The sequence below is a fragment of the Nonomuraea sp. 3-1Str genome (assembly GCF_031570565.1).
Classification (GTDB): domain Bacteria; phylum Actinomycetota; class Actinomycetes; order Streptosporangiales; family Streptosporangiaceae; genus Nonomuraea.
In genome coordinates this window covers 1-23,926 of record NZ_JALHBK010000038.1, presented here as the reverse complement: position 1 = coordinate 23,926, position 23,926 = coordinate 1, and the positions used below count along the sequence as shown (strand labels likewise).

20 protein-coding genes are annotated in these 23,926 nt (G+C 73.6%); 15 read left to right on the top strand and 5 right to left on the bottom strand.

What is annotated here, in order from left to right; all coding sequences use genetic code 11:
- Nucleotides 1-11: 11 nt before the first annotated feature.
- Nucleotides 12-1,634, bottom strand: a complete 1,623-nt coding sequence (locus MTP10_RS38045; RefSeq protein ID WP_310716279.1) for an MFS transporter — start codon at nt 1,632-1,634, stop codon at nt 12-14.
- 245 nt (nt 1,635-1,879) lie between these two features.
- Between MTP10_RS38045 and MTP10_RS38040 the strand changes: the two genes are divergently transcribed.
- Together MTP10_RS38040 and MTP10_RS38035 are read left to right on the top strand one after the other, a co-directional pair.
- On the top strand, nt 1,880-2,689 hold the full coding sequence (locus tag MTP10_RS38040; protein ID WP_310716277.1) for a DUF3027 domain-containing protein: 810 nt from the start codon (nt 1,880-1,882) through the stop codon (nt 2,687-2,689).
- A 104-nt stretch (nt 2,690-2,793) separates the two neighbouring features.
- Nucleotides 2,794-5,952 carry a sacsin N-terminal ATP-binding-like domain-containing protein gene (locus MTP10_RS38035; protein WP_310716276.1) on the top strand — a complete coding sequence of 1,053 codons (3,159 nt, stop codon included), beginning with the start codon at nt 2,794-2,796 and terminating at the stop codon, nt 5,950-5,952.
- Nucleotides 5,953-6,027: 75 nt separating this feature from the next.
- Here MTP10_RS38035 and MTP10_RS38030 read toward each other — a convergent pair whose 3' ends face one another.
- Both MTP10_RS38030 and MTP10_RS38025 read right to left on the bottom strand, forming a co-directional pair.
- Nucleotides 6,028-7,503, bottom strand: a complete 1,476-nt coding sequence (locus MTP10_RS38030) for an alpha/beta hydrolase (RefSeq protein ID WP_310716274.1) — start codon at nt 7,501-7,503, stop codon at nt 6,028-6,030.
- Nucleotides 7,504-7,595: 92 nt separating this feature from the next.
- Nucleotides 7,596-7,811, bottom strand: a complete 216-nt coding sequence (locus MTP10_RS38025) for a DUF2530 domain-containing protein (protein WP_310716271.1) — start codon at nt 7,809-7,811, stop codon at nt 7,596-7,598.
- 81 nt (nt 7,812-7,892) lie between these two features.
- Here MTP10_RS38025 and MTP10_RS38020 point away from each other — a divergent pair, with 81 nt between their 5' ends.
- The 4 genes from MTP10_RS38020 to thpR all read left to right on the top strand — a co-directional run bounded on the left by MTP10_RS38020 (nt 7,893) and on the right by thpR (nt 11,784).
- Entirely contained in the window at nt 7,893-9,335 is a 1,443-nt protein-coding gene (locus MTP10_RS38020; RefSeq protein ID WP_310716269.1) for an NCS2 family permease, read from the top strand.
- A gap of 157 nt (nt 9,336-9,492) precedes the next feature.
- Complete coding sequence (locus MTP10_RS38015; protein ID WP_310716267.1) at nt 9,493-9,939, top strand: MarR family transcriptional regulator; 447 nt, start codon at nt 9,493-9,495, stop codon at nt 9,937-9,939.
- Between the two features lie 23 nt (nt 9,940-9,962).
- Nucleotides 9,963-11,186: an MFS transporter gene (locus tag MTP10_RS38010; protein WP_310716265.1), complete on the top strand. Its 1,224-nt coding sequence runs from the start codon at nt 9,963-9,965 to the stop codon at nt 11,184-11,186.
- Nucleotides 11,187-11,226: 40 nt separating this feature from the next.
- Nucleotides 11,227-11,784, top strand: a complete 558-nt coding sequence (gene thpR, locus MTP10_RS38005) for an RNA 2',3'-cyclic phosphodiesterase (protein ID WP_310716263.1) — start codon at nt 11,227-11,229, stop codon at nt 11,782-11,784.
- A gap of 115 nt (nt 11,785-11,899) precedes the next feature.
- Here the strand turns inward: thpR and MTP10_RS38000 are convergent, their stop codons facing one another.
- On the bottom strand, nt 11,900-12,868 hold the full coding sequence (locus MTP10_RS38000) for an aldo/keto reductase (protein WP_310716262.1): 969 nt from the start codon (nt 12,866-12,868) through the stop codon (nt 11,900-11,902).
- A 43-nt stretch (nt 12,869-12,911) separates the two neighbouring features.
- On the opposite strand from MTP10_RS38000, the gene MTP10_RS37995 reads away from it, so the two are divergent.
- Both MTP10_RS37995 and MTP10_RS37990 read left to right on the top strand, forming a co-directional pair.
- Nucleotides 12,912-14,195, top strand: coding sequence for an MATE family efflux transporter (locus tag MTP10_RS37995; protein WP_310716260.1), 1,284 nt, complete (start codon nt 12,912-12,914; stop codon nt 14,193-14,195).
- A gap of 7 nt (nt 14,196-14,202) precedes the next feature.
- Nucleotides 14,203-15,249: a hypothetical protein gene (locus MTP10_RS37990; RefSeq protein ID WP_310716258.1), complete on the top strand. Its 1,047-nt coding sequence runs from the start codon at nt 14,203-14,205 to the stop codon at nt 15,247-15,249.
- A gap of 12 nt (nt 15,250-15,261) precedes the next feature.
- Here the strand turns inward: MTP10_RS37990 and MTP10_RS37985 are convergent, their stop codons facing one another.
- Nucleotides 15,262-15,636, bottom strand: coding sequence for a hypothetical protein (locus MTP10_RS37985; protein WP_310716257.1), 375 nt, complete (start codon nt 15,634-15,636; stop codon nt 15,262-15,264).
- 81 nt (nt 15,637-15,717) lie between these two features.
- Between MTP10_RS37985 and MTP10_RS37980 the strand changes: the two genes are divergently transcribed.
- The 7 genes from MTP10_RS37980 to MTP10_RS37950 form a co-directional block, all read left to right on the top strand.
- Complete coding sequence (locus MTP10_RS37980; protein ID WP_310716255.1) at nt 15,718-16,731, top strand: NAD-dependent epimerase/dehydratase family protein; 1,014 nt, start codon at nt 15,718-15,720, stop codon at nt 16,729-16,731.
- Complete coding sequence (gene lhgO, locus MTP10_RS37975) at nt 16,728-17,918, top strand: L-2-hydroxyglutarate oxidase (RefSeq protein WP_310716253.1); 1,191 nt, start codon at nt 16,728-16,730, stop codon at nt 17,916-17,918. Before MTP10_RS37980 ends, lhgO begins: the two co-directional genes overlap by 4 nt.
- A 17-nt stretch (nt 17,919-17,935) precedes the next feature.
- On the top strand, nt 17,936-18,628 hold the full coding sequence (locus MTP10_RS37970; RefSeq protein ID WP_310716251.1) for a response regulator transcription factor: 693 nt from the start codon (nt 17,936-17,938) through the stop codon (nt 18,626-18,628).
- Nucleotides 18,628-20,049, top strand: coding sequence for a HAMP domain-containing sensor histidine kinase (locus MTP10_RS37965; protein WP_310716249.1), 1,422 nt, complete (start codon nt 18,628-18,630; stop codon nt 20,047-20,049). Before MTP10_RS37970 ends, MTP10_RS37965 begins: the two co-directional genes overlap by 1 nt.
- A gap of 65 nt (nt 20,050-20,114) precedes the next feature.
- Nucleotides 20,115-20,771 carry a response regulator transcription factor gene (locus MTP10_RS37960; protein ID WP_310716365.1) on the top strand — a complete coding sequence of 219 codons (657 nt, stop codon included), beginning with the start codon at nt 20,115-20,117 and terminating at the stop codon, nt 20,769-20,771.
- 9 nt (nt 20,772-20,780) lie between these two features.
- The gene (locus MTP10_RS37955; RefSeq protein ID WP_310716247.1) at nt 20,781-22,511 is read left to right on the top strand and encodes an ABC transporter; all 1,731 of its coding nucleotides are present in this window, start codon (nt 20,781-20,783) and stop codon (nt 22,509-22,511) included.
- A partial coding sequence (locus tag MTP10_RS37950; protein WP_310716245.1) for a YfjP family GTPase occupies nt 22,508-23,926 on the top strand: 1,419 nt, incomplete at its 3' end. The genes MTP10_RS37955 and MTP10_RS37950, both read left to right, overlap by 4 nt.

The window sequence follows — 23,926 nt, the reverse complement described above, 5'->3', positions numbered from 1 at the left end:
TCGGGGCCCCGTCAGGCGTTGGGGTTGGTCAGGGGCTTGGTGCGCTCCAGGGTGGTGTCCAGATCGGCGTGCCCGGAGCGACCGGGCCGCCGATGAGGCTGGGCCGGCTCGGCGCCGGGCTGTTCGTCCGTCCGCGTGTCGGTCCCGCCGCCCGTCTCGGCGCTGATCCGTTCGTCCACCGTCCGTAGCCGGCGGCCCCGTCGTACGGCCAGCCAGCCCAGTGTGGCGGTCAGCACGGCGCCCAGCGTCGCGAGCCCCGCCACGCTGCTCTCCGTCAGGGAGAGCAGCAGCCCGACCAGGCCGCCGAACACCCACGCGAGCTGCAGCAGCGCCTCGACCACCCCGAACGTCGACGAGCGCACCTCCTCGCCGATCTCCCGCTGCACGATCGCGTCGAGGGCCAGCTTGCCCAGCTCCTGGGCGAACGCCGTGACCAGCGAGATCGCCACGGCGGTCCACAGGCCGAACAGGACGGCGCTCACGATCGTGGTGACGCTGGTGACGGCCAGCGTGATGAGCACGATCACCTGGGGCGAGTGCCGTCGCGCCCAGTTGGCGGCGACCGCGCCGAGCAGGCCGCCGAGCCCGGCCGCCGCCGCGAGCAGCGCGATCGTCTTCGGCACGTCGAAGAACGGGTCCCGCCCGCCCAGCCACGGCACGCCGCCGTCCTGCACGAGGAAGAGCAGGAAGAACAGCAGGAAGCCGGAGAACAGCCGGATCGCCACGTTGGCCCAGACCGACTCGGCCACGGCCGGGCCCACCTGGAGCAGCGTGCGCCATTTCGGCGCGCGGCCCTGCCCGCCGCCCTCCTCCTCCACCTCCTCCAGGTCGGGCGAGTCGACGTGCCGCGGCAGCCGTACCGCCGAGACCCCCGCGAGGAGGAACACCACCATGGCGACGCGCAGCACCGCGGCGCTGCCCAGCCAGGCGGACAGGCCCGCGCCGACGGGCACCAGCGCGCCCGCCGAGACCAGTGAGAACAGCGCGACCCGGGCGTTGGCCGACACCAGCGTGATGTCGGCGGGCAGCACACTCGGCATGATCGCCGCGCGTGAGACGTTGTACGCCTTGGACAGCACGAGCACCCCGAGCGCCCCGCCGAACAGCGTCACCACGTCGCCCGGCCCCACGGCGGCGGCCATCGCGAAGCACAGCAGGCCGCGCCCGAACAGCGTGCCGGCCATGACGTAACGCCGGCCGGACCGGAAGCGGTCGAGGATGGGCCCGACGAACGGCGCGAGCAGCGCGAACGGCAGCATCGTGATGACCAGGTACAGCGCAACGGGCCCCCGCGCCTCGCCGACCGGCACCCCGAAGAACACCGTGCTGGCCAACGCGACCGTGACCAGCGCGTCGCCCGCGCTGTGGCCCGCGGTCAGCTCGATCAGGCGGCCGAGCCCCGTGCGGCCCGCCCCGCCCGCGTGGGTGAGGCGGCGGGTGGCGCGCCCGGCCCCGCGCACACCGCCGACGGTGGTCAGGCCCGCGAGCCTGACGCCGCGGCCGGTCGCCCTGGCGGCCCTGCCGGTGCCGGAGGCGGTGGCCCGCCCGGCGCGTACCGTCGCGCGGCCGGCGCCGGCCATCCCGCGGCCGACGCGCCGCGAGACCCGCCGCGCCCTGTCCCACCCACCCTCCACGGTTACCAGTCTTACCCGATGGACGCCCGCTCCCGGGCGATCACGGTTCACCGTTGGCCCTTCGCGGGGTCTTCGCCCGCTATCGACATCTTTTGCGGAATTTCGCACTAGGGACGAATAGGGACCGGATTCGCCTTTCCCGTGGCAGGAGCGTGCGGAGAGATCGGCACAGTCGGCACCTTCAGGTCCGGTCATGGGTGAGAATGAAGTGTGAGCGAACAGCACCTTTCGGCGGAGGCGGTCCGATGAGCCGGACCCGGACCCGCGTCTCCGCCCCCGACCAGGCCTGCGTCGCCGCGGTCGACCTGGCGCGCGCCGCCGCGGAGGAGCTCGCGCGGCCGGGCGAGCCCGGCGAGCACCTCGGCCACGAGGCCGAGGGCGACCGCGTCGTCACTCACTACTTCGCCTGCCTCGACCGGGCCTACCGCGGCTGGCGCTGGGCGGTCACGGTCACCCGCGCCTCCCGCGCGAAGAAGGTCACGGTCAGCGAGGCGGTCCTGCTGCCCGGCTCGGGCGCCCTGCTCGCGCCCGAGTGGCTGCCGTGGAGCGAGCGCCTGCGCCCCGGCGACCTCGGGGTGGGCGACCTGCTGCCGACCCCGGAGGACGACGACCGGCTGGCGCCGGGTTTCACCGAGACCGACGAAGACGTAGACCGCCAGATGGTTTTCGAGTACGGCCTGGGCCGGGCACGTGTGCTCTCGGCCGTCGGCAAGGACCGGGCTGCCAGACGCTGGCACTCGGGCGAGCACGGGCCGCACACTCCGATCGCACACGCCGCTCCCGCGCAGTGCTCCACCTGCGGCTTCTACTGGCTGCTCGCGGGCGGGCTCCGGGAGATGTTCGGGGTCTGCGCCAATGAGTACGCCCCCGACGACGGCAAGGTGGTGGCCGCCGACCACGGCTGCGGCGCCCACTCCGAGGCGGCGGTCATGCCGCCGCCGGTCGAGCAGGCCACCCCGATCCTCGACGACCTCGGGTACGACCTGATCGAGGAGGACCGGGCCGAGCAGGGGTCGGTGGACGAGCTGGCCTCCGAGGAGCTGGGCCACTCCTGAGCCCGTCCGGCGGTCGCGACTCCGTGATCGCCGACGGGGCCGGGAGTGTCGGTGAGGGCCGCTAACCTACGGTGGCCCCCTACTCCCAATCAGGATCGTGATCAATGACCGACACCTTCGGCACCGACCGGATGCGGGCCGCCGTGCTCGCCGCCTGGACGGCCTCGCCCGCCCGATTCCGCGAGGACGCCAACGCCGAGGAGGACTTCGCCCTCGGCGGCTACCGCGACCGGCTGATCGTGGAGCTCGCCCAGAACGCCGCCGACGCGGCCCTGCGCGCGGGCGTGCCCGGGGTGCTGCGGCTGACCCTGCGCGACGGCGTGCTGACCGCCGCCAACACCGGTGCGCCGCTCGACGCCACCGGCGTGGAGAGCCTGTCGACGCTGCGCGTGTCCGGCAAGCGGGGCGAGGCGGGCACGGCGGGTCGGTTCGGCGTCGGGTTCGCCGCGGTGGTGTCGGTGTGCGACGAGCCGTCCGTCGGCTCCCGCGACGCGGGCACGGTCCGCTGGTCGCGGACGGAGACGGCCGCGCTGGTGTCCGAGGTGCCCGCGCTCGCCGGGGAGCTGGCCTCCCGCTCCGGCCACGTGCCGCTGCTGCGCCTGCCGTTCACCGCCGCCCCGCTGGAGGTGCCGGAGGGCTTCGACACGCTCGTACGGCTCCCGCTGCGCGACGAGGCGGCGGTCGCGGCGGTGCGGCGCATGCTGGAGGAGACCAGCCCGGCGCTGCCGCTGGGCATGCCCGCGCTGACGGCCATCGAGATCGACCTCGACGGCCAGGTCCGCACGGTGGCCGCCGACGGGTGGCACGTGGTGTCGGAGTCGGGCGAGTTCGGGCCGGAGCAGGTCGCCGAGCTGTTCGGCGACCGCCCCACCGAGGAGCGCGCCCGGCCGTACTGGTCGGTCCGCTGGGCCGTCCCGGTGACGGGCACGGGCGCCGTCGCGTCGGCGGGCACGGGCGCCGCGTCGGCGGGCGCGGGCGGCGTGGAGGGCGACGCCGGGGGCGGGGAGCCGGGACGGCTGCCCGCGACCGTGCCTCCCGTGGTCCACGCGCCGACGCCCAGCGACGAGCCGCTCGACCTGCCGGCGCTGCTCATCGCGTCGTTCCCGATGGCCACCGACCGGCGCCACGTCGCCAAGGGGCCGCTGACCGACTTCCTGGTGGAGCGCGCCGCCGACGCCTACGTCCGGCTGCTGCGGGAGCTGCCGCGCACGCCGAAGCTGCTCGACCTCGTCCCCGCCCTCATGGGCAAGGGCGAGCTCGACGCCCGCATCCGGCGCGCCATCCTGCGCAGGCTCCCCGGCACGCCGCTGCTGCCCGCCCTGTCGGCCCCCGCGCCGGCCGTGCAGACGCCGTCGTTCGCCGACGCCGAGGTGTACGAGCCGGACGCCGAGTGGCGGGTCGAGCATCCGGCGCCGGAGCGCCAGGGCGACGGCTGGGTGGTCGCGGGCAGCGAGGCGGCCGTGGTGGCGGGCTCCGGCGAGCTGCTGGCCGCCGTCGCCGACTTCGTGCCGGGCCTGCTGCCCGCGGGCTGGCCCGCCCGGCACCCGGCCATGGCCTCGCTCGGGGTGCGCCGGGTGGAGCTGGCCGAGGTCGTCGACCTGCTCTCGGGGGAGGCCGTCGAGGGGCGCGAGCCGTCGTGGTGGCGCTCGCTGTACGACGTGCTGCCCGCCGACGACCCCGAGTCGCTCGGCGCGCTGCCCGTGCCGCTGGCCGACGGCCGCCTGGTCCGCGGCCCCCGCGGCACCCTCATCCTCCACCTCGACCTCGCCACAGCCGGAGGCGGCGCCACAGCCGGAGGCGGCGCCGGAGCCGCGGCCGGGCGGACGGGGCTGGACCTCACGCCGCTCGGGCTGCGCATCGTGCATCCCGAGGCCGCTCACCCGGTGCTGCTGCGTCTCGGCGCGGCCGAGGCCACGCCGCGCACCGTCCTGGAGGACCCGCTCACCAAGGCGGCCGTCTCCCAGTCGCTCGACAGCCCCGACCCCGAGCCCGTGGCCCGGGCGGTGCTGTCGCTCGTCGAGGCGGCCGGCCTGGCGCCCGGTGAGGCCCCGTGGCTGGCCGAGCTGGCGCTGCCGGGCACGGACGGCGAGCTGTACGCCGCGGGCGAGCTCATGCTGGCCGACGGCGCGCTGGCCCGGCTCGTCGAGCCCGGCGGCCACCTGGGCGTGGCGTCGGCCGAGCTGGAGGAGACCTACGGCTCGCGCGTGCTGGCCGCCGCCGGAGTGCTCGACGGGTTCGCCGTGGTCCATGACTCCGACGTGCTGCTCGACCACGACGAATGCGACCACGACCTCGACGGCGAGGACGACTGGCTCGACCACGTGATCGACCTGCTGCCCGACCTCGACGTGCCGCCCGTCGTGGCGGAGTTCACGGCGGTGCGCGACCTGGAGCTGGTCGCCGACTGGCCCGCCGCGCTCACGCTGCTGGCCAGGCCGCCGCTGCGGGCCGCGCTGCACCCGCTGCGCGTCGAGGGCGTCGAGGTGCCGTCCTACACGGCGTGGTGGCTGTCCAACCACCCGGTGCTCGACGGGCGCCGGCCGCGCGAGCTGCGGCTGCCCGGCGCCGATCCGCTGCTCCAGGGGCTGTACGCCGACGCTCCGGCCGGGGTCGACGAGGGCGCGCTGGCCATGCTCGGCGTGCGCACCACGCTGGCCGAGCTGCTCGCCTCCCACGGCGGTCCGGAGGAGCTGCTCGACCTGATGGCCGACGAGGCCGTCGAGGTCGATCGGGCCCAGCTCCGGGCGCTGTGGATGGCCCTGGCGGCGGTCGACCCGGCGCGGGTGGCGCCGCCCTCCCACGTGCGGGCGGTGCTGCGCGGCGACATCGTGGTGGCCGCGGCCGACGACGCCGTCGTGGTGGAGGCGCCCGACCTGCTCCAGCTCGTCGTGGAGCGCCCGCTGGTGCTGGCCCCGTACGACCTGGCCGAGGCGCTGTCGGAGCTGCTCGACCTGCCGCTGGCGGGCGAGCTCGCCACCGGCGAGGTCACCTCCGAGGGCGAGACCCGGCCGGTGCCGCCCGAGGTGCGCTCCCTGCTGCCCACGGCGCCCGCCACGTACGTGGAGCACGAGAAGCTCCTGGTCGACGGGGTGGCCTGCACGTGGCGGTTCTTCGAGGGCATGGTCCACTGCACGGGGGTCGAGGGGCTGGCGCGCGGGCTGGCCTGGGCGACGGGGCAGTGGAACGACCGCCTCGCGGTCGCCGCCCTCCTCCGCGACCCGTCCGCCGTCCCCCTCCTGCTCGCCGAGGCCGACCTGTCCTGACGGGCCTCGTCGTCGTCCGCCCTCTGCCCGGCCGGTCGGGCCGGCCGGGGACCGGTGCGTCGGGGCGCCGGTGGGTCAGGTGGCGGGGCAGCTCGTGTCGCGGGCCGGGAGCTTGCCGGTCAGCAGGTACGTGTTGACGTGCTGGGCGACGCAGGCGCTGCCGCTGAGGTACGCGCCGTGGCCCTCACCCTCGTACGTCAGCAGCACGCCCGTCCTGAGCCGGGCCGTGAGGCTGGTCGCCCACCGGTACGGCGTGGCGGGGTCGCCCTTGGCGCCGACCACCATGATGGGGGCCGAGCCCGTGGCGTCGATCCGCTTGGCCCGGTCGTCGCCCGGCACCGGCCAGTGGGCGCACGGCGCGACCGTGCCACTCGTGGCCAGGACGGGGAAGATCTTCTTGATCTTGCGGTTGACCGCGGCGGCCTGGGCGCGGGTGGGCCGCTCGGACGTGTCCGCGCAGGTGATCGCCTGCATGCTGGTGAGCGTGGTGGTGTACGTGCCGTCGGCGCGGCGTCCGGTGTAGGTGTCGGCCAGTGCGAGGAGCATGGTGCCGTCGCCCTTCACGGCGGCGGCGACGGCCTGCTCCAGCAGCGGCCACGAGGCCTTGGCGTACAGCGGGGTGATGACGCCCAGCTGGCCCAGCGCGTGGGTGAGCGAGCGCTTGCCCACCTTGATCGGCTTGTCCCGCAGGCCGTCCACGAAGGTCTCGACGGTCTTCCTCACCTCGGCGGGGTCCTGGCCGAGGTCGCAGCCCTTGGCGACGCAGTCCTTGGCGAAGGCGTCGAAGGACGTCGCGAACCCGGTGGCCTGGATGACGGCCCGGTCCGCGAAGGTGCCCGTGGGGTCGTACGCGGCGTCCAGGACGAGCCGGCCGGTGTTCCGCGGGAAGTGGGTGGCGTAGACGGCGCCGAGCTGCGTGCCGTACGAGAGGCCGAAGTAGTTGAGCTTGGCGTCGCCGAGGGCGGCGCGGATGCGGTCCATGTCACGAGCGGCGTTGATCGTGCCGACGTACGGCAGCACCTTGCCCGAGTCCTTCCGGCACGCGGCCACGTACTTCTTGACCGCCTTGTCGCCGCTCGCGCCGTCGCTCGCGTTCAGGATGGTCTCGACGTCGCCGCCGCAGCGGACGCCGGCGCTGCGCTCGACGCCGCGCGGGTCGAAGCTGACCAGGTCGTAGCGGGTGCCGAGGGCGGCGAACGCGCGGGCGGCCATGGCCAGCGTGTCGACGCCGGAGCCGCCCGGCCCGCCGAAGTTGAAGACGAGGGAGCCGAGCCGGTCGCCGGTGGCCTTGACCCGGATCAGCGCGAGGTCGATCCGCTCGCCGCCGGGCTTGGCGTAGTCGAGGGGCACGGCGAGCTTGCCGCACTGGAGGGTCGGGTCCGGGGCGGCGGGCTTGCCGTCGGGGCCGGTCAGACCGGTGCAGGTCCGCCAGGAGATCGCGCCGGCGGCGCCGGTGGTGGTGGCGGTCGTGGTCGCCGGGGTGCCGCTGGCCGCGCCGCAGACGGTGAGGGCGGCCAGGCAGAGGGCGGAGACGAGGGCGGTGGTCTTCATGCCCATCAGCATGGGCTTGCCGCTCTCGCCCAGGTAGTGGCCGGAAACAGCTCTTCGGGATGACTTCGAGGATCGGCCGGAGATGACGAATGTCAGCTTCTGGTGGTGCGCCTGCGGACGTACCAGAGCCCGGGCAGGCCGAGGAACGCGCCGACGGCGCACGTCCAGATCCACCACTGGTGGTCCGGGCCGGGGCGCAGGACGAGGAGCACGACCAGGGCGACGGCCCACAGGCCGGTGCCCACGGCGATGGTGGCCACGTCGTTGGTCTCGATCGGCTCCGGATCGGGGTGCCACTCCTGTTTCACGTGTCCAGCCTAGCTTCCAATCCGGTCTCGATCCGATTACCAGCACTTTTACCGGAACGCCACTGCTGTCACTCTTCGCGCGTGAGTGACAGAACTACCGCTATCGACAGATTCTTCGCAATCTCCGCACGAGGCTCGACCATCTCCCGTGAGGTACGGGGCGGCCTGGCCACCTTCTTCACGATGGCCTACATCGTCGTGTTGAACCCGATCATCATCGCCAACGGCCAGGACGTCGAGAAGCAGTTCATCGGCGACGGGTCGGCGCCCAACGTGGCGCTGGTGGCCGCCGGGACGGCGTTCGTGGCCGGCGTGATGACGATCCTCATGGGTGTCGTGGGCCGCGTGCCGTTCGCCATGGCGGCGGGGCTCGGGCTCAACACCTTCGTCACCTTCAACATCGCGGGGGTGATGAGCTGGGAGGAGGCCATGGGCCTGGTCTTCCTCGAAGGCGTCATCATCGCCGTGCTCGTGCTGACCGGCTTCCGGGTGGCCGTCTTCAACGCGATCCCCGCCCAGCTCAAGACGGCCATCAGCGTGGGCATCGGCCTGTTCATCGCGTTGATCGGCTTCGTGGACGCGGGCTTCGTCCGCCGGGTCGCCGTCGGCCCGCCGCTGGAGATGGGCATCAAGGGCGCGCTGACCTCCTGGCCGATCCTCGTGTTCGTGGTCGGCCTGCTGGCGACGGCCGCGCTGGTGGCCCGCAGGGTCAAGGGCGCGATCCTCATCGGCATCGTCGGCACGACCGTGCTCGCCGTGATCGTGGAGGCGCTGGCCAAGGCCGGGCCGGCGTCGGCCGACAACCCGGGCGGCTGGCAGCTCAACGTGCCGACCGCGCCGCAGAAGATCTTCGACTTCCACAACCCTCTGACCCTCTTCACCGAGTTCGACCCGTTCGGCGCGTTCAGCCGCGTCTCGGCGCTGCTCGTCGCGCTGCTCATCTTCACGCTGCTCATCACGGACTTCTTCGACACGATGGGCACGATGGTCGGCGTCGGCCGGCAGGCCGGCCTGGTCGGCGAGGACGGCGTGCTGCCCCGCACCCGGGAGATCCTGCTCGTCGACTCGCTCGGCGCGGCGGCGGGCGGCGCCGGGTCGGTGTCGTCCAACACCACCTACATCGAGTCGGCCGCGGGCGTCGGCGAGGGCGCCCGGACCGGCCTGGCCAGCGTCGTCACCGGCGCGCTCTTCCTCGTGGCGATCTTCTTCGCCCCGCTCGTCGAGGTCGTGCCCTACGAGGCGGCCACTCCCGCCCTGGTCGTCGTGGGCTTCCTCATGATGACGTCCGTACGCGAGATCGACTTCAGCGACTACGAGCTGGCCATCCCGGCGTTCCTCACGATCGTGGTCATGCCGTTCACCTACTCGATCTCGAACGGCGTCGGCGCGGGCTTCGTCAGCTACGTGCTGATCAAGGTCGTCCGGGGCAAGGCCAGGGAGATCCACCCCCTCATGTGGGTCGTGTCGGCCATGTTCCTGCTGTACTTCGCGCTGGGGCCCATCAGGGCCCTGCTGGGGGTCTGATCCCCGGTCTGATCCCCGTACGATTTCCCTGCTGACCAGCGACGAGGCCGCCCCTCGCAAGAGGGGCGGCCTCGGTGTATCAACAGGTGAGACACGTAATGAGTTGGAGAAATATCTTGCCCTGCCCTATAGTTAGCAAAGGTAATGAGACGTGCTAATGAAGAACCAGCAACAGACAGATCTGCGCAGCGACGCGGGCCTGGCCTTGGCCCTGCGCGTGTCGCTCGCCCGGCTGACGCGTCGGCTGCGACGCCAGGCGGCGGTGCACACGCTGACTCCCACCCAGTTCGCGACGCTCGCCGCGGTCGACCGGCACTCCGGGATAACGCCCGGCGAGCTGGCCGAGCTCGAGAAGGTGCAGCCCCCCTCGATGACGCGCGTGATCGCCGCACTCGAGGAACGCGGGCTGCTCTCGCGCACCCCGCATCCGACCGACCGGCGCCAGGTGACCGTGACCGTGACCGAGGCCGCCCAGAAGCTGCTGAAGGAGGAGCGCCGCCGCAAGGAGGCGTGGCTGACGCAGCGGCTGAAGGAGCTGACACCCGAGGAGCGGTCGATCCTCAGGCAGGCGGCGCCGATCCTGGAGAAGCTCAGCAGGATATAGAAGGCGAACAACCCGGGACCGGGATGTTCCGGTCGCTCAGATATCGCAACTACCGCATGTTCGTGGCCGGTGGCGCCGTCTCCAACGTCGGCGGCTGGCTGCAGCGCACCGCCCAGGACTGGCTGATCCTGGACCTCACCCACGGCAGCGCGGCGGCGCTGGGAACGGCGACCGCCCTGCAGTTCCTGCCGATGCTCTTCTTCGGCCTGTTCGGCGGCGTGCTGGCCGACCGCTACCCCAAGCGGCCCATCCTCATCGCGGCCCAGTCGCTCATGGCCGTGCTCGCGCTCACCCTCGGCCTGCTGACGATCACGCACTCCGTCCAGGAGTGGCACGTGTACGTCATGGCGTTCGTGCTCGGCATGATCTCCTGCGTGGAGGTGCCGACCCGGCAGGCGTTCGTGGTCGAGATGGTCGGCCGGCGTGAGCTGTCCAACGCGATCGCGCTCAACAGCTCCTCTTTCAACCTGGCCCGCGTGGTCGGCCCGGCCGTCGCCGGTGTGCTGATCTACGTGCTCGGGGGCACGGGGCCGCTGTTCCTCATCAACGGGCTGACCTTCGCCGCCGTCATCTCCAGCCTGGTCTTCATGCGCAAGTCCGAGCTCCAGCTGTCGGAGCCGGTGCCGCGGGCCAAGGGCCAGCTCCGCGAGGGGCTGCGGTACGTGCTGGAGCGCGAGGAGCTCCTCATGCCGGTGCTGCTGATCGGCTTCGTGTCGATGTTCTCGCAGGCGTTCTCGATGTCGATCGCGCTCATGGCGCGCGAGGTCTTCGCCGCGGGGGCGTCCTCGTTCGGCCTGGCGTCCAGCATGTTCGCCGTCGGCGCGCTCGGCGGGGCGCTGCTCGCGGCCCGGCGGTCGCGGCCGTCGCGCAGGGTGCTGATGGCGGGCGCGATCGGGTTCGGGCTGTTCCAGGTCGCCACCGGTCTGGCGCCGTTCTACCCGCTGTACCTGCTGCTGCTCGTCCCCACGGGCGTCGCGCTGATCACGGTCAACACGGCGGCCAACGCCAGCGTCCAGCTCGCCTCCTCGCCCGAGATGCGCGGCCGGGTCATGGGCATCTACATGCTCGTCTTCACCGGTGGCGCGCCGGTCGGCGCCACGCTGGTCGGCTGGCTGTCCGACCTCGGCGGCCCCCGGGCCGGCGTGATGCTCTCCGGAGTGCTCGCGCTCGCGGGCACCGGCCTGGCGCTGATGGTCACGCGGCTGATCGGCTCCCGGGTGCGCCGCACCGTGGCCGCCACCGCCTGAGCGGGGCGGCCGCCGGCCATCCGTTGCAGAATCGGATGGCATGAGGCTCTTCGCGGCCGTGGTGCCGCCGGCCGAGGCGCTCGACGAGCTCGAACGCGTCATCGCGCCGCACGTCGGCGTGGTGCCCGGGCTGCGCTGGCCGGACCGCGCCACCTGGCACATCACGCTCGGCTTCTTCGGTGAGGTGCCCGAGGCGGCCCTGCCGGAGCTGGAGGTGCGCCTGGCCCGCGCCGTACGCCGCCACCACGTCCTGGACCTGGCCTTCACCGGGTTCGGGGCGTTCTCGTCCGTACGGCGGGCCAGGGTCTTCTGGGCGGCCGTCTCCGGCGACCCCATGAACCGGCTGGCCGACTCGGTCAAGGCCGGCGCCCGCCGGGCGGGCGCCGGTCAGGCCGACGACAAGCGCTTCCACCCGCATCTGACACTGGCCCGTGCGCGGGCGGAGACGGACCTCCGCCCGCTCGTCGAGTCGCTGTCGGGCTTCAGCGGGACGCCGTGGCGGGCGGAGGCCGTCCGCCTGGTGCGCAGCCACACCGGCGCCCAGGTGAGGTACGAGTCACTGGCCGAGTGGGCGCTGACACCCTCGCGGCCCGATTAGGCTCCACAACGTGGATCGTCCTCGCTCCTGGCTGCTGCCGACCGTGCTCGGCCTCCTTGTGCTGATCGTCATCATCGGCGCCCTGCTCCGCTGACGCGTCCGCGAACCGCGTCTCCTACCAGGCGTAGTCCTCCGGCGCGGTGCGGTGACCGGGGAAGATCTCGTCCAGACGCGCCAGCGCCTGCTCGTCCAGCGTGATCTCCAGGGTCCGCATGCTGCCGTCGAGCTGCTCCAGCGTGCGCGGCCCGATGATCGGGGCGGTGACCGCGGGCCGCGTCAGCAGCCACGCCAGCGCCACGTACGCGGGGTCCTCGCCCAGCTCGTCGCAGAACTTCTCGTACTGCTCGATCCGGTCGCGGTGCTTCTCCAGTTGCTTGACCATGTGCTCGGCGGCCGAGCGACCCTTGTCGATCTTGCGGAGCACGCCGCCGAGCAGGCCGCCGCCGAGCGGGCTCCACGGGATGACGCCGAGGCCGTAGTCCTCGCAGGCCGGCAGCACCTCCAGCTCGACCGCGCGGGTCAGCAGGTTGTAGTGGCTCTGCTCGCTGACCAGGCCCAGCGTGTTGCGGCGGGCCGCGGTCTCCTGGGCCTTGGCGATGTGCCAGCCCGCGAAGTTGGACGACCCGACGTAGAGGATCTTGCCCTGCTGTCGCAGGACCTCCATCGCCTCCCAGAACTCGTCGAACGGCGTGTTCCGGTCGACGTGGTGGGCCTGGTAGATGTCGATGTAGTCGGTCTGCATGCGCTGGAGCGAGGCGTCGCAGGCGCGGCGGATGTTGAGGGCGGAGAGCCGGTCGTCGTTGGGCCAGTCGCCCATCGAGCCGTAGAGCTTGGTCGCGATGACCGTCTTCTCCCGGCGGCCGTCGCCCTTGGCGAACCAGTTGCCGATGATCCGCTCGGTGACTCCCTCGCCCTTCTTCCAGCCGTAGACGTTGGCCGTGTCGAAGAAGTTGATGCCCAGCTCGTGGGCCCGGTCCATGATCGCGAAGGAGTCTTCCTCGCTCGTCACGGGCCCGAAGTTCATGGTGCCGAGGCAGAGCGGGCTGACCTTGAGCCCGCTGCGTCCGAGGTTCACATAATCCATACCTCCCAGGCTAAATACCTGGAGCGCACTCCAGGCTAGTAGGGTGACGCGGGTGGGCGGGGTGATCATCAGGTCGGCGGTTCCCCTCTTCCTCTCGATGGTGACCAGCGTGATCGGCACCTTCGTGGTCACCTCGGTGCTCGGCCGGCACGCCACCGTCACGCTGGCGGCCTTCGCGGTCATGACCGCCGTGCTCAACCCCGCCGCCGCCGCTGTCACGGGAGCGCTGCGCGGGCTCGGGCCGTTCGTCGCGCCGCACCGCGACGATCCCGTCCGCGCCGTCCCCGTCCTCCGTGACGCGCGCTGGCTCACGCTCCTCGTCGGTACGGCCGGCGCCCTCGCCGTCCTCGCCGTGCCCCTGCTCGCGCGGGTCACCGGCGTTCCCGGCGAGGTGGTCGCCGAGCTGGGGCCGCTGCCCTGGCTGCTGGCCCTCTACCTGCTCGTGTACGCCTCCGGCGGCGGCGCCACGACCGTGCTCGTCGCGCTCGGCCACAGCCGGAAGGTGCTCTGGTCCAGCCTGGCGGGCACCGCCGTGATGGCCTGCTGCTCGCTCGTCCTGGTGCCGCGCCTCGGCCTCACCGGCGTGGGCGTCGCCTGGCTGCTGTGGGGGACGGTCGGCGTGGTGGTGGCCAACGTCTGCCTGCGGCGCGCCATCGGCGTCCGGGTGAGCCAGGGCCGGCCGCGGCCCGCCCGGATCGCCGAGCTGGCCCGGGTGAGCGTGCCGCTGGCCGCCACAGTGCTGATCAAGTTCGGCGGGCTCGGGGTCATCACCTTCGCCGCGAGCACCACCAGTGCCCGTGACGCCGCCGCCCACGCGGTGCTGACCACGCTCACCTCCCTCATCATGCTGGCCTCGCTGTCCGTGGCGCAGGCGTCGGTGCCCGAGGTGGCCCGCGCGGCCGACGCCGCGGGAGCGCGGCGCGCCAACCGGGTGGCGGCGCTGGTCGCGCTCGGCGGCACGGCCGTGGGCGCGCTCGTCCTGCTGGTCGTCAGCGATCCGGTGCTGGCGCTGTTCACCGACGACCCCGGCGTCCGGGAGCGGGCGGCCGGGCTGCTGCCGCTGATGCTGCTCGCCTCGGCCGCCGACGGCGCGCAGGCGGTGCAGGGCATCGGGCTGACCGCGCTGAAGAAGTCCGCGGCCAGCATGGTCTACTTCGCCGGCGGTTACGGGCTGATGGTGGCGGCGGCCGTGCCGGTGGCGGCGGCCTGGGGGCTCACCGGGCTGTGGACGGCCCTGGCCGTGACCAACCTCGTTCTGGTCGTGCTCCAGGGCACGGGCTTCCACCGGCACAGCGCTCGGGTCGGTCGGGCGGTCGTTGAGGCATGATGGCGGCGTGGGGGACCTGAGACGGGCGGTCGTGACCGCCGCGGCGACATGCGTGGCACTGGGCGCTCTCTCGGCGCCCGCGGCGGCCGACGACGTGGGCAAGAGGCTGTTCCGGTTCAAGGACAAGCGGATCACCGAGTCCAGCGGCTTGGCGGTCTCGCCGACGCACCGGGACGTCTACTACACGCACAACGACAGCTCCGCCGCCCCCGTCTTCTACGCGGTCGGCGGCGACGGGCGGACCCGGGCGACGTTCCGGGTGAGCGGGGCGCAGGCGCGCGACTGGGAGGCGATGGCCGCCACCAAGGACCCGGTCACCGGCCGGGGCGTGCTGTGGTTCGCCGACATCGGCGACAACATGGACGGTGCGTGGCCCGACGTCTCCGTCTACAAGGTGACCGAGCCGGAGACCCTCCGGGACGCGACCCTCCCGGCGGTCCGCTACCGCTTCCGTTACGAGGACGGCGCCCGCAACGCCGAGGGGCTCATGGTCCACCCGGTCACGGGGCGGCTGTACGTGGTGTCCAAGGAGTTCGCGGGGTCCGTGTACGCCGCCCCCGCGAAGCTGCGCACCGGCCGGGTCAACGTGCTGCGCAAGGTGGCCGCCGCGCCGCTGATGGCCACCGACGCCGCGTACGCGCCGGACGGCTCCTCGTACGTGGTCCGCACCTACTTCTCGGCCACCCTCTACCGGCCGAACGGCGACATGATCACCAAGGTGTCGATGCCGGAGCTCGACCAGGCCGAGTCGATCGCGTACACGGCCGACGGCAGGGCGCTGCTCGCCGGCAGTGAGGGGGCGTCGAGCCCGGTCTACCAGGTGCCGCTCCCGGACCAGGCGGTGCGGGACGTCCCGGCGTCGGCCGAACCCACGCGGAGCCGGAGCCCCCGCACCTCGCAGCGGGGAGCCCGTACCGCCTCGCCGCGGCCGGAGGCGTCGGACGGCGGGGACGGCGGGGGCAAGGGGCTGAGCGCCCGGGACGTGCTCATCTGGCTGGCCGCCGCCGCGGGCGCGACCGGTGTGATCTCCTACATCGCCCGCCGCACCCGCTGACGTCCGGCGGGCTCAGCGGTGGTGGCGCATCGTGGCGGTGAACAGGTCGCCCCGCAGGGCGCGCTCCACCACCTCGATCGAGCGTGACAGCCGTACCAGGCGGGGCCCCTCCTGCCGGTAGGCGTCGAGGACGGCCTCGATGGCGTGCGGCGGCAGGTGGCCCTTGAGGTCGACGGCGGCGCCGCGGTAGCCGGCGCGGGCCGCCTCGACGGCCGAGCGGACGTGGTGGCTCGCCATCCGGGCCAGCGCCACGGGATGGCGCCTGAGCACCTCGTAGGCGCGGTAGTCGGGCGGCACCGCGTCGAGCAGCCAGGCCACGGCGGACGTCTCCCAGTCGGGGACGCTCGGCGGCCGGACCTCGGCGGGCCACTCCGGCGGGACGTACATGAGTCCATCGTACTCACGTTCGATTCCGCGGCCAGGGGGAGGACGGTTGATCGTTCACCAAGTGAGCGTTAGGTTGGCCGCATGCGCGTGCTGGTCACCGGTGCCTCCGGGTTCGTCGGAGCGCACGCGGCCGTCGCCCTGGCCGAGGCCGGGCACGAGCCGCACCTCCTCGTCAGGGACCCGGCCAAGGCCGCGCGCTCCCTGGCCGGAGCCGGCCTCGGACGGACCGGCGCCTCCTGGCCTCAGCACCGGGCCGACATCCGCGACGCCGCGGCCGTCCGCGACGCGCTCGAGCGCTGTGACGCCGTGCTGCACGCCGCGGCCGACATGGGCGTCACCGGGCACGGCGCCGACCTGCGCGGCTCGAACGTCGTCGGCCTGCGCAACGTCCTCGACCAGGCCGTCGAGCTGCGGCTCGACCCCGTCGTGCACGTCTCCACGGTCGCGGTGTTCGTCCCGCCCGCCGGGCCGGTCATCACCGCCGGCAGCCCCCTGGCCGGCCCGCGCAACGCGTACGGCCGCTCCAAGGTCGAGGGCGAGCGCCACGCGAGGAGCCTCGACGGCGTGACCATCGTCTACCCCGGCGGCCTGCTCGGCCCGGGACAGCCCAGGCTGGACGCGCTCAACGAGGGCATCCGGGCCGGGACGCGCTCCGGCTGGCCGATCGTCCCGGGCGGCGTGTGCGTGCTGGACGTGCGCGACCTGGCCGAGGCGCTGGCCCGCTGCTTCACGCCGGGGCAGGGTGCGCGGCGCCACCTCATCGGTGGACATTTCCTGACCTGGGCGGAGCTCGCCGCCCTCTGCGCCGAGCTGACCGGCCGGCGCGGGCGCGCGTACCGGCTGCCCGCCGGCCTGCTGCGCGGGGCCGCGGCGGCCCTCGACGGGGCCAAGGCGCTCGGCGCCCGGATCGCCTACCCCCTGACCCGCGACGCGGCCGAGATCATGCTCACCATGGTCCCCACCGACGACGCCCCCGCCCTGGAGGCGCTCGGCGTCACTTTGCGCCCGGTTCGAGACACCGTTTCGGATACATTGCGGTGGCTCTGCGCGGAAGGCCACCTGGATCGGCGGGAAATAGGCAGACTGTCGCCGTGACGGAGAAGATTGGGATCGTCGGCGCCGGCATCGTCGGCCTGGCGGTCGCCCGCGAGCTGGCCATGCAGCGCGGCGCCGAGGTGACCGTGCTGGAGAAGGAGAGCCGGGTCGCGGCCCACCAGACGGGACACAACAGCGGCGTGGTCCACGCGGGCATCTACTACCCGCCCGGATCGCTCAAGGCCCGGCTGTGCCGCGAGGGCGTGGCGCTGCTCAAGGACTACTGCGCACGGCACGCGCTGCCGTACGAGGAGGTCGGCAAGCTCGTCGTGGCGAGCACCCGCGCCGAGCGCCCGCTGCTGAAGGCGCTGGCCGAGCGGGCCAGGGCCAACGGCGTGCCCGGCGTCGCCGAGCTGGACGCGCTGGGCCTGCGCGAGATCGAGCCGCACGCCGTCGGCGTCGGCGCCGTCCACTCGCCGCACACGGCGATCACCGACTTCGCCGCGGTCGCGCGCCGACTCGCGCTCGACGTGGCGGAGCTGGGCGGGTCCGTACGGCTGGAGCACCAGGTTCGCGCGATCAGGGAGACCGCCTCGGGCGTGGAGGTGGTGGCGGCCGGGCGGCGCTTCGCCTTCGACCGGCTGGTGGTGTGCGCCGGACTCGGCACCGACGGGGTCGCCGCGCTGGCCGGCCGCCGGGGCGACATCAGGATCGTGCCGTTCCGCGGCGAGTACTACGAGCTCGCCGGCGACGCCAGGGACCTGGTGCGCGGCCTGATCTACCCGGTGCCCGACCCGCGCTACCCGTTCCTTGGCGTCCATCTGACCCGGCACATCGGCGGAGAGGTGCTGGTCGGCCCGAACGCCGTGCTGGCGCTCGCCTACGAGGGCTACCGGCGGCGCGACGTGCGGGACGTGCGGCGGATCATGGGCTGGCCCGGAACGGTGCGGATGGCCGGGCACCACTGGCGCACCGGCCTGAAGGAGATCTACGGCTCGCTGGCCAGGCGCGCCTTCCTCAAGGCGGCCCGGCGCTACGTGCCCGAGCTGACCGCCGAGGACCTGCGCCGCACCGAGGGCGGCGTCCGGGCGCAGGCCGTGGCCAGGGACGGCCGCCTGGTCGACGACTTCGCCGTGGACGTGGACGGGCGGGTGGTGCTCGTCCGCAACGCCCCCTCTCCGGCGGCCACGTCGAGCCTCGCGATCGCGCGGCATATCGCCGCACTTGTTCCAGCACTCGCCCGATGAGTGCATCCTTGGATGTGATGGAAGCGCGCCTGCTGATCGTCGAGGACGACCCCAACATCCTCGAACTCCTCGCCGCGAGCCTCAGGTTCGCGGGGTTCGACGTGACCACGGCCAAGAGCGGCCACGACGCGGTGGCCGCCGTGCAGCGGCACCGGCCGGACCTCATCGTGCTCGACGTCATGCTGCCCGACTTCGACGGGTTCGAGATCGTGCAGCGGCTGCGGGGCGGCGGGACGCACACGCCGGTGGTGTTCCTGACCGCCCGCGACGACACCGAGGACAAGATCCGCGGTCTGACCCTGGGCGGCGACGACTACGTGACCAAGCCGTTCAGCCTCGAAGAGGTGGTGGCCCGGATCCACGCGGTGCTGCGCCGCACCACCGGCGACGGGCCCGCGCCGCCGCCGCGGCTGACGTTCGCCGACATCGAGCTGGACGAGGAGAGCCACGAGGTGTGGCGCGGCGGCACCGCGGTCGCGCTGTCGCCGACCGAGTTCAAGCTGCTGCGCTACTTCATGACCAACGCCGGCCGGGTGCTGTCCAAGCCGCAGATCCTCGACCACGTGTGGGACTACGACTTCCGGGGCGAGGTGGGCATCGTCGAGTCGTACGTGTCGGTGCTCCGCCGGAAGATCGACAACCGGAGCCCTCGGCTCATCCACACGCTGCGCGGTGTCGGCTACGTGCTGCGCCTGCCGCCGAGTCCCTGATGTCCGGCCTGCCGCTCAGGATCAAGCTGATCGCCGCGATGCTGGCGCTGCTCGCGCTCGGTCTCACCTTCATCGGCCTGGTCAGCGTCTCGGTCCTGCACGGCTACCTGCTCGACCGGGTCGACGGCCAGGTCAACCTGGTCGCCGTACGCATGCAGAAGAAGCTGGAGTACGACTTCCAGCGGCGCGAGAAGGGCCGCAAGGTCGGGGACAAGCCGCTGCTCATCGAGTCCGACACGATCGTCCTGGTACGCGACGGGACCGGCCGCTACCAGCCGCTCCAGATCGACCGCGACGTGGACTTCAAGTCCAAGCCGGTGCTGTCGCCCTCGCCCGGCCCCGGCATCTACACCGCCAAGGCCGGCGACGGCGAGGGCGAGTGGCGGGTCCTGCACACCGCGACCCCGCACGGCTCGTTCGTCGTGGCCGCCGATCTGACCGAGGTCAGCGAGATCACCCGGCGGCTGGGCCTGATCGAGCTGCTCGGCGGCGGCGGCATCCTGTTGATCCTGGCCGTCGTCGGCGTGACCAGCGTGCGGCGCAGCATGCGCCCGCTGATCCAGATCGAGCGCACCGCCGAGGCCATCGCGGGCGGCGAGCTGGGCCGGCGCGTCCCCGACGGCGACCCGCGCACCGAGGTGGGCCGGCTGGCCCGCTCGCTCAACGGCATGCTCGCGCAGATCGAGGCCGCGTTCGCCGCCCGCTCCGCCTCCGAGGCCGCGGCGCGCCGCTCCGAGGACCGCATGCGCCAGTTCGTGGGAGACGCCTCGCATGAGCTGCGCACCCCGCTCACCTCCATCCGCGGCTTCGCCGAGTACGCCCGGCAGAACCCCGGCGCCGACCCCGCCGAGCTCATGCAGCGCGTGGAGAAGGCGGCCGGCCGGATGAGCCTGCTCGTGGACGACCTGCTGCTGCTCGCCCGCGTCGACCAGCAGCGCCCGCTCAGGATGGGGCCTGTCGACATGCTCGCGCTGGCCGCCGACGCCGTCCACGACGCCCGCATCCTGCAGCCCGACCGGGTGATCAGCCTCGACGTCGTCGGCGGCGCCGCCCTCATCGTCTCCGGCGACGAGGTACGGCTGCGCCAGGTCATCGGCAACCTGGTGACCAACGCGCTCGTCCACACCGACCAGGGGACGCCTGTCACCGTCCGTGTCGGCGCCGGCCGGGACACCGTGTTCCTGGAGGTCGCCGACAAGGGGCCGGGACTGCCGCCGGACCAGGCCGAGAAGGTCTTCGAGCGCTTCTACCGGGCCGACACGGCGCGCTCGCGGCGGCGGGCCGGCGACGACCGGGGCAGCGGCCTGGGCCTGGCCATCGTGCGGGCCCTCATGGAGGCCCACGGCGGCGCCGTCACGCTGACCACCGAGGTCGGCGCCGGCTGCACCTTCCGCGTCGAACTCCCACTCGCCTTGGAGTGACCCTTCAGCTATTCCTCAGCTCCCTGCGTAACGCTATGTAGGTGACCGAACCCGAGGCGCTGATCATGGTGGTGGACGACGAGCCCAGCATCAGGGATCTGCTGTCCGCCAGCCTGCGCTTCTCCGGGTTCGAGGTGCTGACCGCCGCCGACGGCTACGAGGCCGTCGAGGTGGCCGAGCGCACCTCGCCCGACCTCGTGGTGCTGGACGTGATGCTGCCCGACCTCGACGGCTTCGAGGTGGCCAGGAGGATCACCGCCCCCGTGCTCTTCCTGACCGCCCGTGACGCCACCGAGGACAAGATCGCCGGGCTGGGCGTGGGCGACGACTACGTCACCAAGCCGTTCAGCCTGGAGGAGGTGCAGGCCCGCATCCGCGCGGTGCTGCGCCGCACCCGGGGCGAGAGCGCGCCGGCCACCCGGCTGAAGGTCGCCGACCTGGAGCTGGACGAGCACGCGCGCGAGGTGTGGCGGGCCGGCGAGCCGGTGCGGCTGTCGCCGACCGAGTACAAGCTGCTGCACTACTTCATGTCCAACGCGGGGCGCGTCCTGTCCAAGGCGCAGATCCTCGACCACGTGTGGAACTACGACTTCGGCGGCGACGCCGGCGTGGTCGAGTCATACGTCTCCTACCTGCGGCGCAAGGTCGACGCGGTCGAGCCGCGACTGATCCACACGCTGCGGAGCGTCGGATATGTGCTTAGGGAGCCGCCTGCGGGCTAGCTTGAGGACATGGACCTGCTGGGTGCGTTGGAGGGGCTGCGGCGCCGGCTCGACGGAGAGCTGTTCCCGCTCGCCATCGGCCGTGCCGAGGACGATCGCCGGCTGCTCAGGGAGATGACCGGGCAGCTCGACGACTACCTCCTGCCGCGGCTACGCGCCATCGACGCGCCGCTGCTGGCCGTGGTGGGCGGCTCCACCGGGGCTGGCAAGTCCACGCTGGTCAACTCGCTCGTCGGCGCCGACGTGGCCGAGCCCGGCGTGCTGCGGCCGACCACGCTCGTGCCGACGCTCGTCGCCAGCCCGGTCGACCTCGACTGGTTCATGGGCGCGAACGTGCTGCCCGGGCTGTCCCGCACCAGCGGCGACTCGGCGGGCGCGCTGCGGGTGGTGACCTCCGAGGCGCTGGGCGCCGGGCTGGCCCTGCTCGACGCCCCCGACATCGACTCCGTGGTGACCGCCAACCGGGAGCTGGCGGCGCAGCTCCTCGCCGCCGCCGACCTGTGGCTGTTCGTCACGACCGCCGCCCGTTACGCCGACGAGGTGCCGTGGAGCTTCCTGCGCTCGGCCCGCGAGCGGAGCACCGCGCTCGCCGTCGTCCTCGACCGGGTGCCCCCGGAGGCCGCCGCGCCCGTCACCCGCGATCTCGAACGGCTCCTCGTCGCCAACGGGCTCGACGGCACCCGGCTGTTCACCGTGCCGGAGGCGGCGCTGCCGTCCGAAAAGGCGCGCCTGCCCGCCCCGCTCGTCGGGCCGATCGTCGCCTGGCTGACCGGGCTGGCCGCCGACGCCGCCGAGCGGGCCCGCGTGGTGCGGCAGACGCTGTCCGGGGCGCTCGACAGCCTGGCCGCGCGGGTGCCCGAACTCGCGACCGCCGTGCGCCGGCAGCAGGCCGGCTTCGACGGGCTCCGGTCCATCGTGACGGGGGCGTACGCGGGGGCGATGGCCGACTTCGACGAGGGCATGCGCGACGGCTCGCTGCTGCGCGGTGAGGTGCTGGCCCGCTGGCAGGACTTCATCGGCACCGGCGACCTGATGCGGTCCCTGGAGAGCCGGGTGGGCTGGCTGCGCGACCGGCTCGTGTCGTTCTTCACCGGCCGCGTGCCCGCCGCCGAGCTGCGCGACGCGCTGGAGAGCGGGGTCGAGGCGCTGATCAGGGGAGCCGCCGACGCCGCCGCGGAGCGCGCGCTGGACGGCTGGTCGGCCGCGCCCGGCGGCCCCGGGATCATCGAGCGGGTCGGCGCCGTCGAGGCCGCCCGGCTCGGCCGCGCCTCGCCGGACCTGGGCAAACGGGCCGAGGCCGCGGTGCGGGGCTGGCAGGAGTTCGTGATGGACCTCGTACGGCAGGAAGGCGGGGAGCGGCGCACGACGGCGCGGCTGGCGTCGTTCGGGGTCAACGGGGCGGGGCTGCTGCTCATGCTGGCCGTGTTCGCCTCGACGGGCGGGCTGACCGGGATCGAGGTGGGCATCGCGGGCGGCACCAGCGTGCTGTCGCAGAAGCTGCTGGAGGCCATCTTCGGCGACCAGGCGGTGCGGACGCTGACCGTCCGGGCCCGGGACGACCTGCGGGAGCGGGTGCGGGTGCTGATGGAGGAGGAGGCGGCGCGGTACACCGCGCTGCTGGAGCCCGTCGAGCCGTCGCCGGGCACGGCGGACGCCCTCATGGAGGCGGCCGGGTCGGTCCGGGCCCACCGCGCGGAGCTGCCACCCGGCGCCCTGGACACGCCGGGAGGTACGGCATGAAGCTGCTGCGCCGCAAGGAGGGGCCGCCGCTGGACTCCCGGCTCGACGCCCTGATGGAGGCCGCCACGCTGGCCGGGGGACGGTTGCCGGACGGCGCGGTGGAGTCCGCGCGGGCGGTGGCCGAGCGGGCCGGGGTCCGCCGCAGCCTCTCGGCCGAGCACACGGTCGTCGCCCTGGCCGGGGCCACGGGGAGCGGGAAGTCGTCGCTGTTCAACGCCCTGACGGGGACGGAGGTGGCGGCGGTGGGCGTCACGCGGCCGACCACGTCCGCCGTGCAGGCGGCGGTGTGGGACGGCGACGCGGGGGCGGGGCCGCTGCTGGACTGGCTGGACGTCTTCACCCGCCATGAGGCAGGCACCCCAACAGGTCAGGATTTTTCCGGACTTATCCTGCTGGATCTGCCTGACCACGACTCCATCCGGCTCGACCACCGCCTGGAGGTCGACCGCCTCGTCGAGCTGGTCGACCTGCTGGTGTGGGTGCTGGACCCGCAGAAGTACGCCGACGCGGCCCTCCACGAGCGCTACCTGCGCCCGCTGTCCGGGCACCGCGACGTGATGGTCGTGGCGCTCAACCAGGCCGACCGCCTGCCGCCCGACGCGGTGGACCGCTGCCTGCGCGACGTGCGGCGGCTCCTGGACGAGGACGACCTGAAGGGCGTGCCGGTGCTCGCCACCTCGGCCCGTACCGGCATGGGGCTGCCCGAGCTGCGCGCGCTCCTGGCGGGGCGCGTCGCGGACCGCCGCGCCTGGGCCGCCCGGCTGGCCGCGGACGTCACCACCGCCGCCGACCTCCTCGCCACCGCCTCCACCGCCTCCACCGGCTCCTCGGGGACCCCGCTCGACGAGGAGGCGGCGGGGGAGACGGACGAGCACGATCACCCCACGACGGCCTCGCCCGGCACAGCTCTCGGGGTCCTGGCCGCGGGCAGGGAGATCGCGCGCTCCGCCGAGCTGCCGGAGGCGGAGCCGGCCGGAGACGTCACGGCGCGGCTGGGAAGGCGGCTCACGGTGGCGCTGGAGGAGGCGGCCGGCGTGCCGCTCGTGCTGGAGGCCGTGGCGAAGGGGCACCGGCACCGGGCCGTGGTCGCCACCGGCTGGCCGGTCACCCGGTGGATCCGCCGCCTCAGGCCCGACCCCCTGCGCCGCCTCCGCCTCGGCACAGGCATCAGCCCGGGCCCCGGCCCTGGAGCGGAGAACGGATCGAGGAGCGGCACCGGCACGGCGATCGCCGCGTCAGGTGGCATGCCCGCCGCCAAGGCCCCCGCCCGGCGGGACGACGGCCGGCAGATCGTCGGGCGTACGTCCCTGCCGGCGGCCTCCGCCGTGCAGAAGGCGCGCGTGGAGACCGCGATCCGCGACGTCGGCGAGGCCGCCGCACCGCCGCCGCCCACGGGCCGGGCGCCCCGGTCGCGG

Bases quoted from the DNA above. Each gene is read 5' to 3' on its own strand.
- MTP10_RS38040 (WP_310716277.1), top strand. From the start codon at position 1,880: ATGAGCCGGACCCGGACCCGCGTCTCCGCCCCCGACCAGGCCTGCGTC.
- MTP10_RS38010 (WP_310716265.1), top strand. From the start codon at position 9,963: ATGTTCCGGTCGCTCAGATATCGCAACTACCGCATGTTCGTGGCCGGT.
- MTP10_RS38000 (WP_310716262.1), bottom strand. From the start codon at position 12,868: ATGGATTATGTGAACCTCGGACGCAGCGGGCTCAAGGTCAGCCCGCTC.
- MTP10_RS38030 (WP_310716274.1), bottom strand. From the start codon at position 7,503: ATGAAGACCACCGCCCTCGTCTCCGCCCTCTGCCTGGCCGCCCTCACC.
- MTP10_RS38035 (WP_310716276.1), top strand. From the start codon at position 2,794: ATGACCGACACCTTCGGCACCGACCGGATGCGGGCCGCCGTGCTCGCC.
- MTP10_RS37970 (WP_310716251.1), top strand. From the start codon at position 17,936: ATGGAAGCGCGCCTGCTGATCGTCGAGGACGACCCCAACATCCTCGAA.
- thpR (WP_310716263.1), top strand. From the start codon at position 11,227: ATGAGGCTCTTCGCGGCCGTGGTGCCGCCGGCCGAGGCGCTCGACGAG.
- MTP10_RS37955 (WP_310716247.1), top strand. From the start codon at position 20,781: ATGGACCTGCTGGGTGCGTTGGAGGGGCTGCGGCGCCGGCTCGACGGA.
- MTP10_RS37980 (WP_310716255.1), top strand. From the start codon at position 15,718: ATGCGCGTGCTGGTCACCGGTGCCTCCGGGTTCGTCGGAGCGCACGCG.
- MTP10_RS37960 (WP_310716365.1), top strand. From the start codon at position 20,115: ATGGTGGTGGACGACGAGCCCAGCATCAGGGATCTGCTGTCCGCCAGC.
- MTP10_RS37965 (WP_310716249.1), top strand. From the start codon at position 18,628: ATGTCCGGCCTGCCGCTCAGGATCAAGCTGATCGCCGCGATGCTGGCG.
- MTP10_RS37985 (WP_310716257.1), bottom strand. From the start codon at position 15,636: ATGTACGTCCCGCCGGAGTGGCCCGCCGAGGTCCGGCCGCCGAGCGTC.
- MTP10_RS38015 (WP_310716267.1), top strand. From the start codon at position 9,493: ATGAAGAACCAGCAACAGACAGATCTGCGCAGCGACGCGGGCCTGGCC.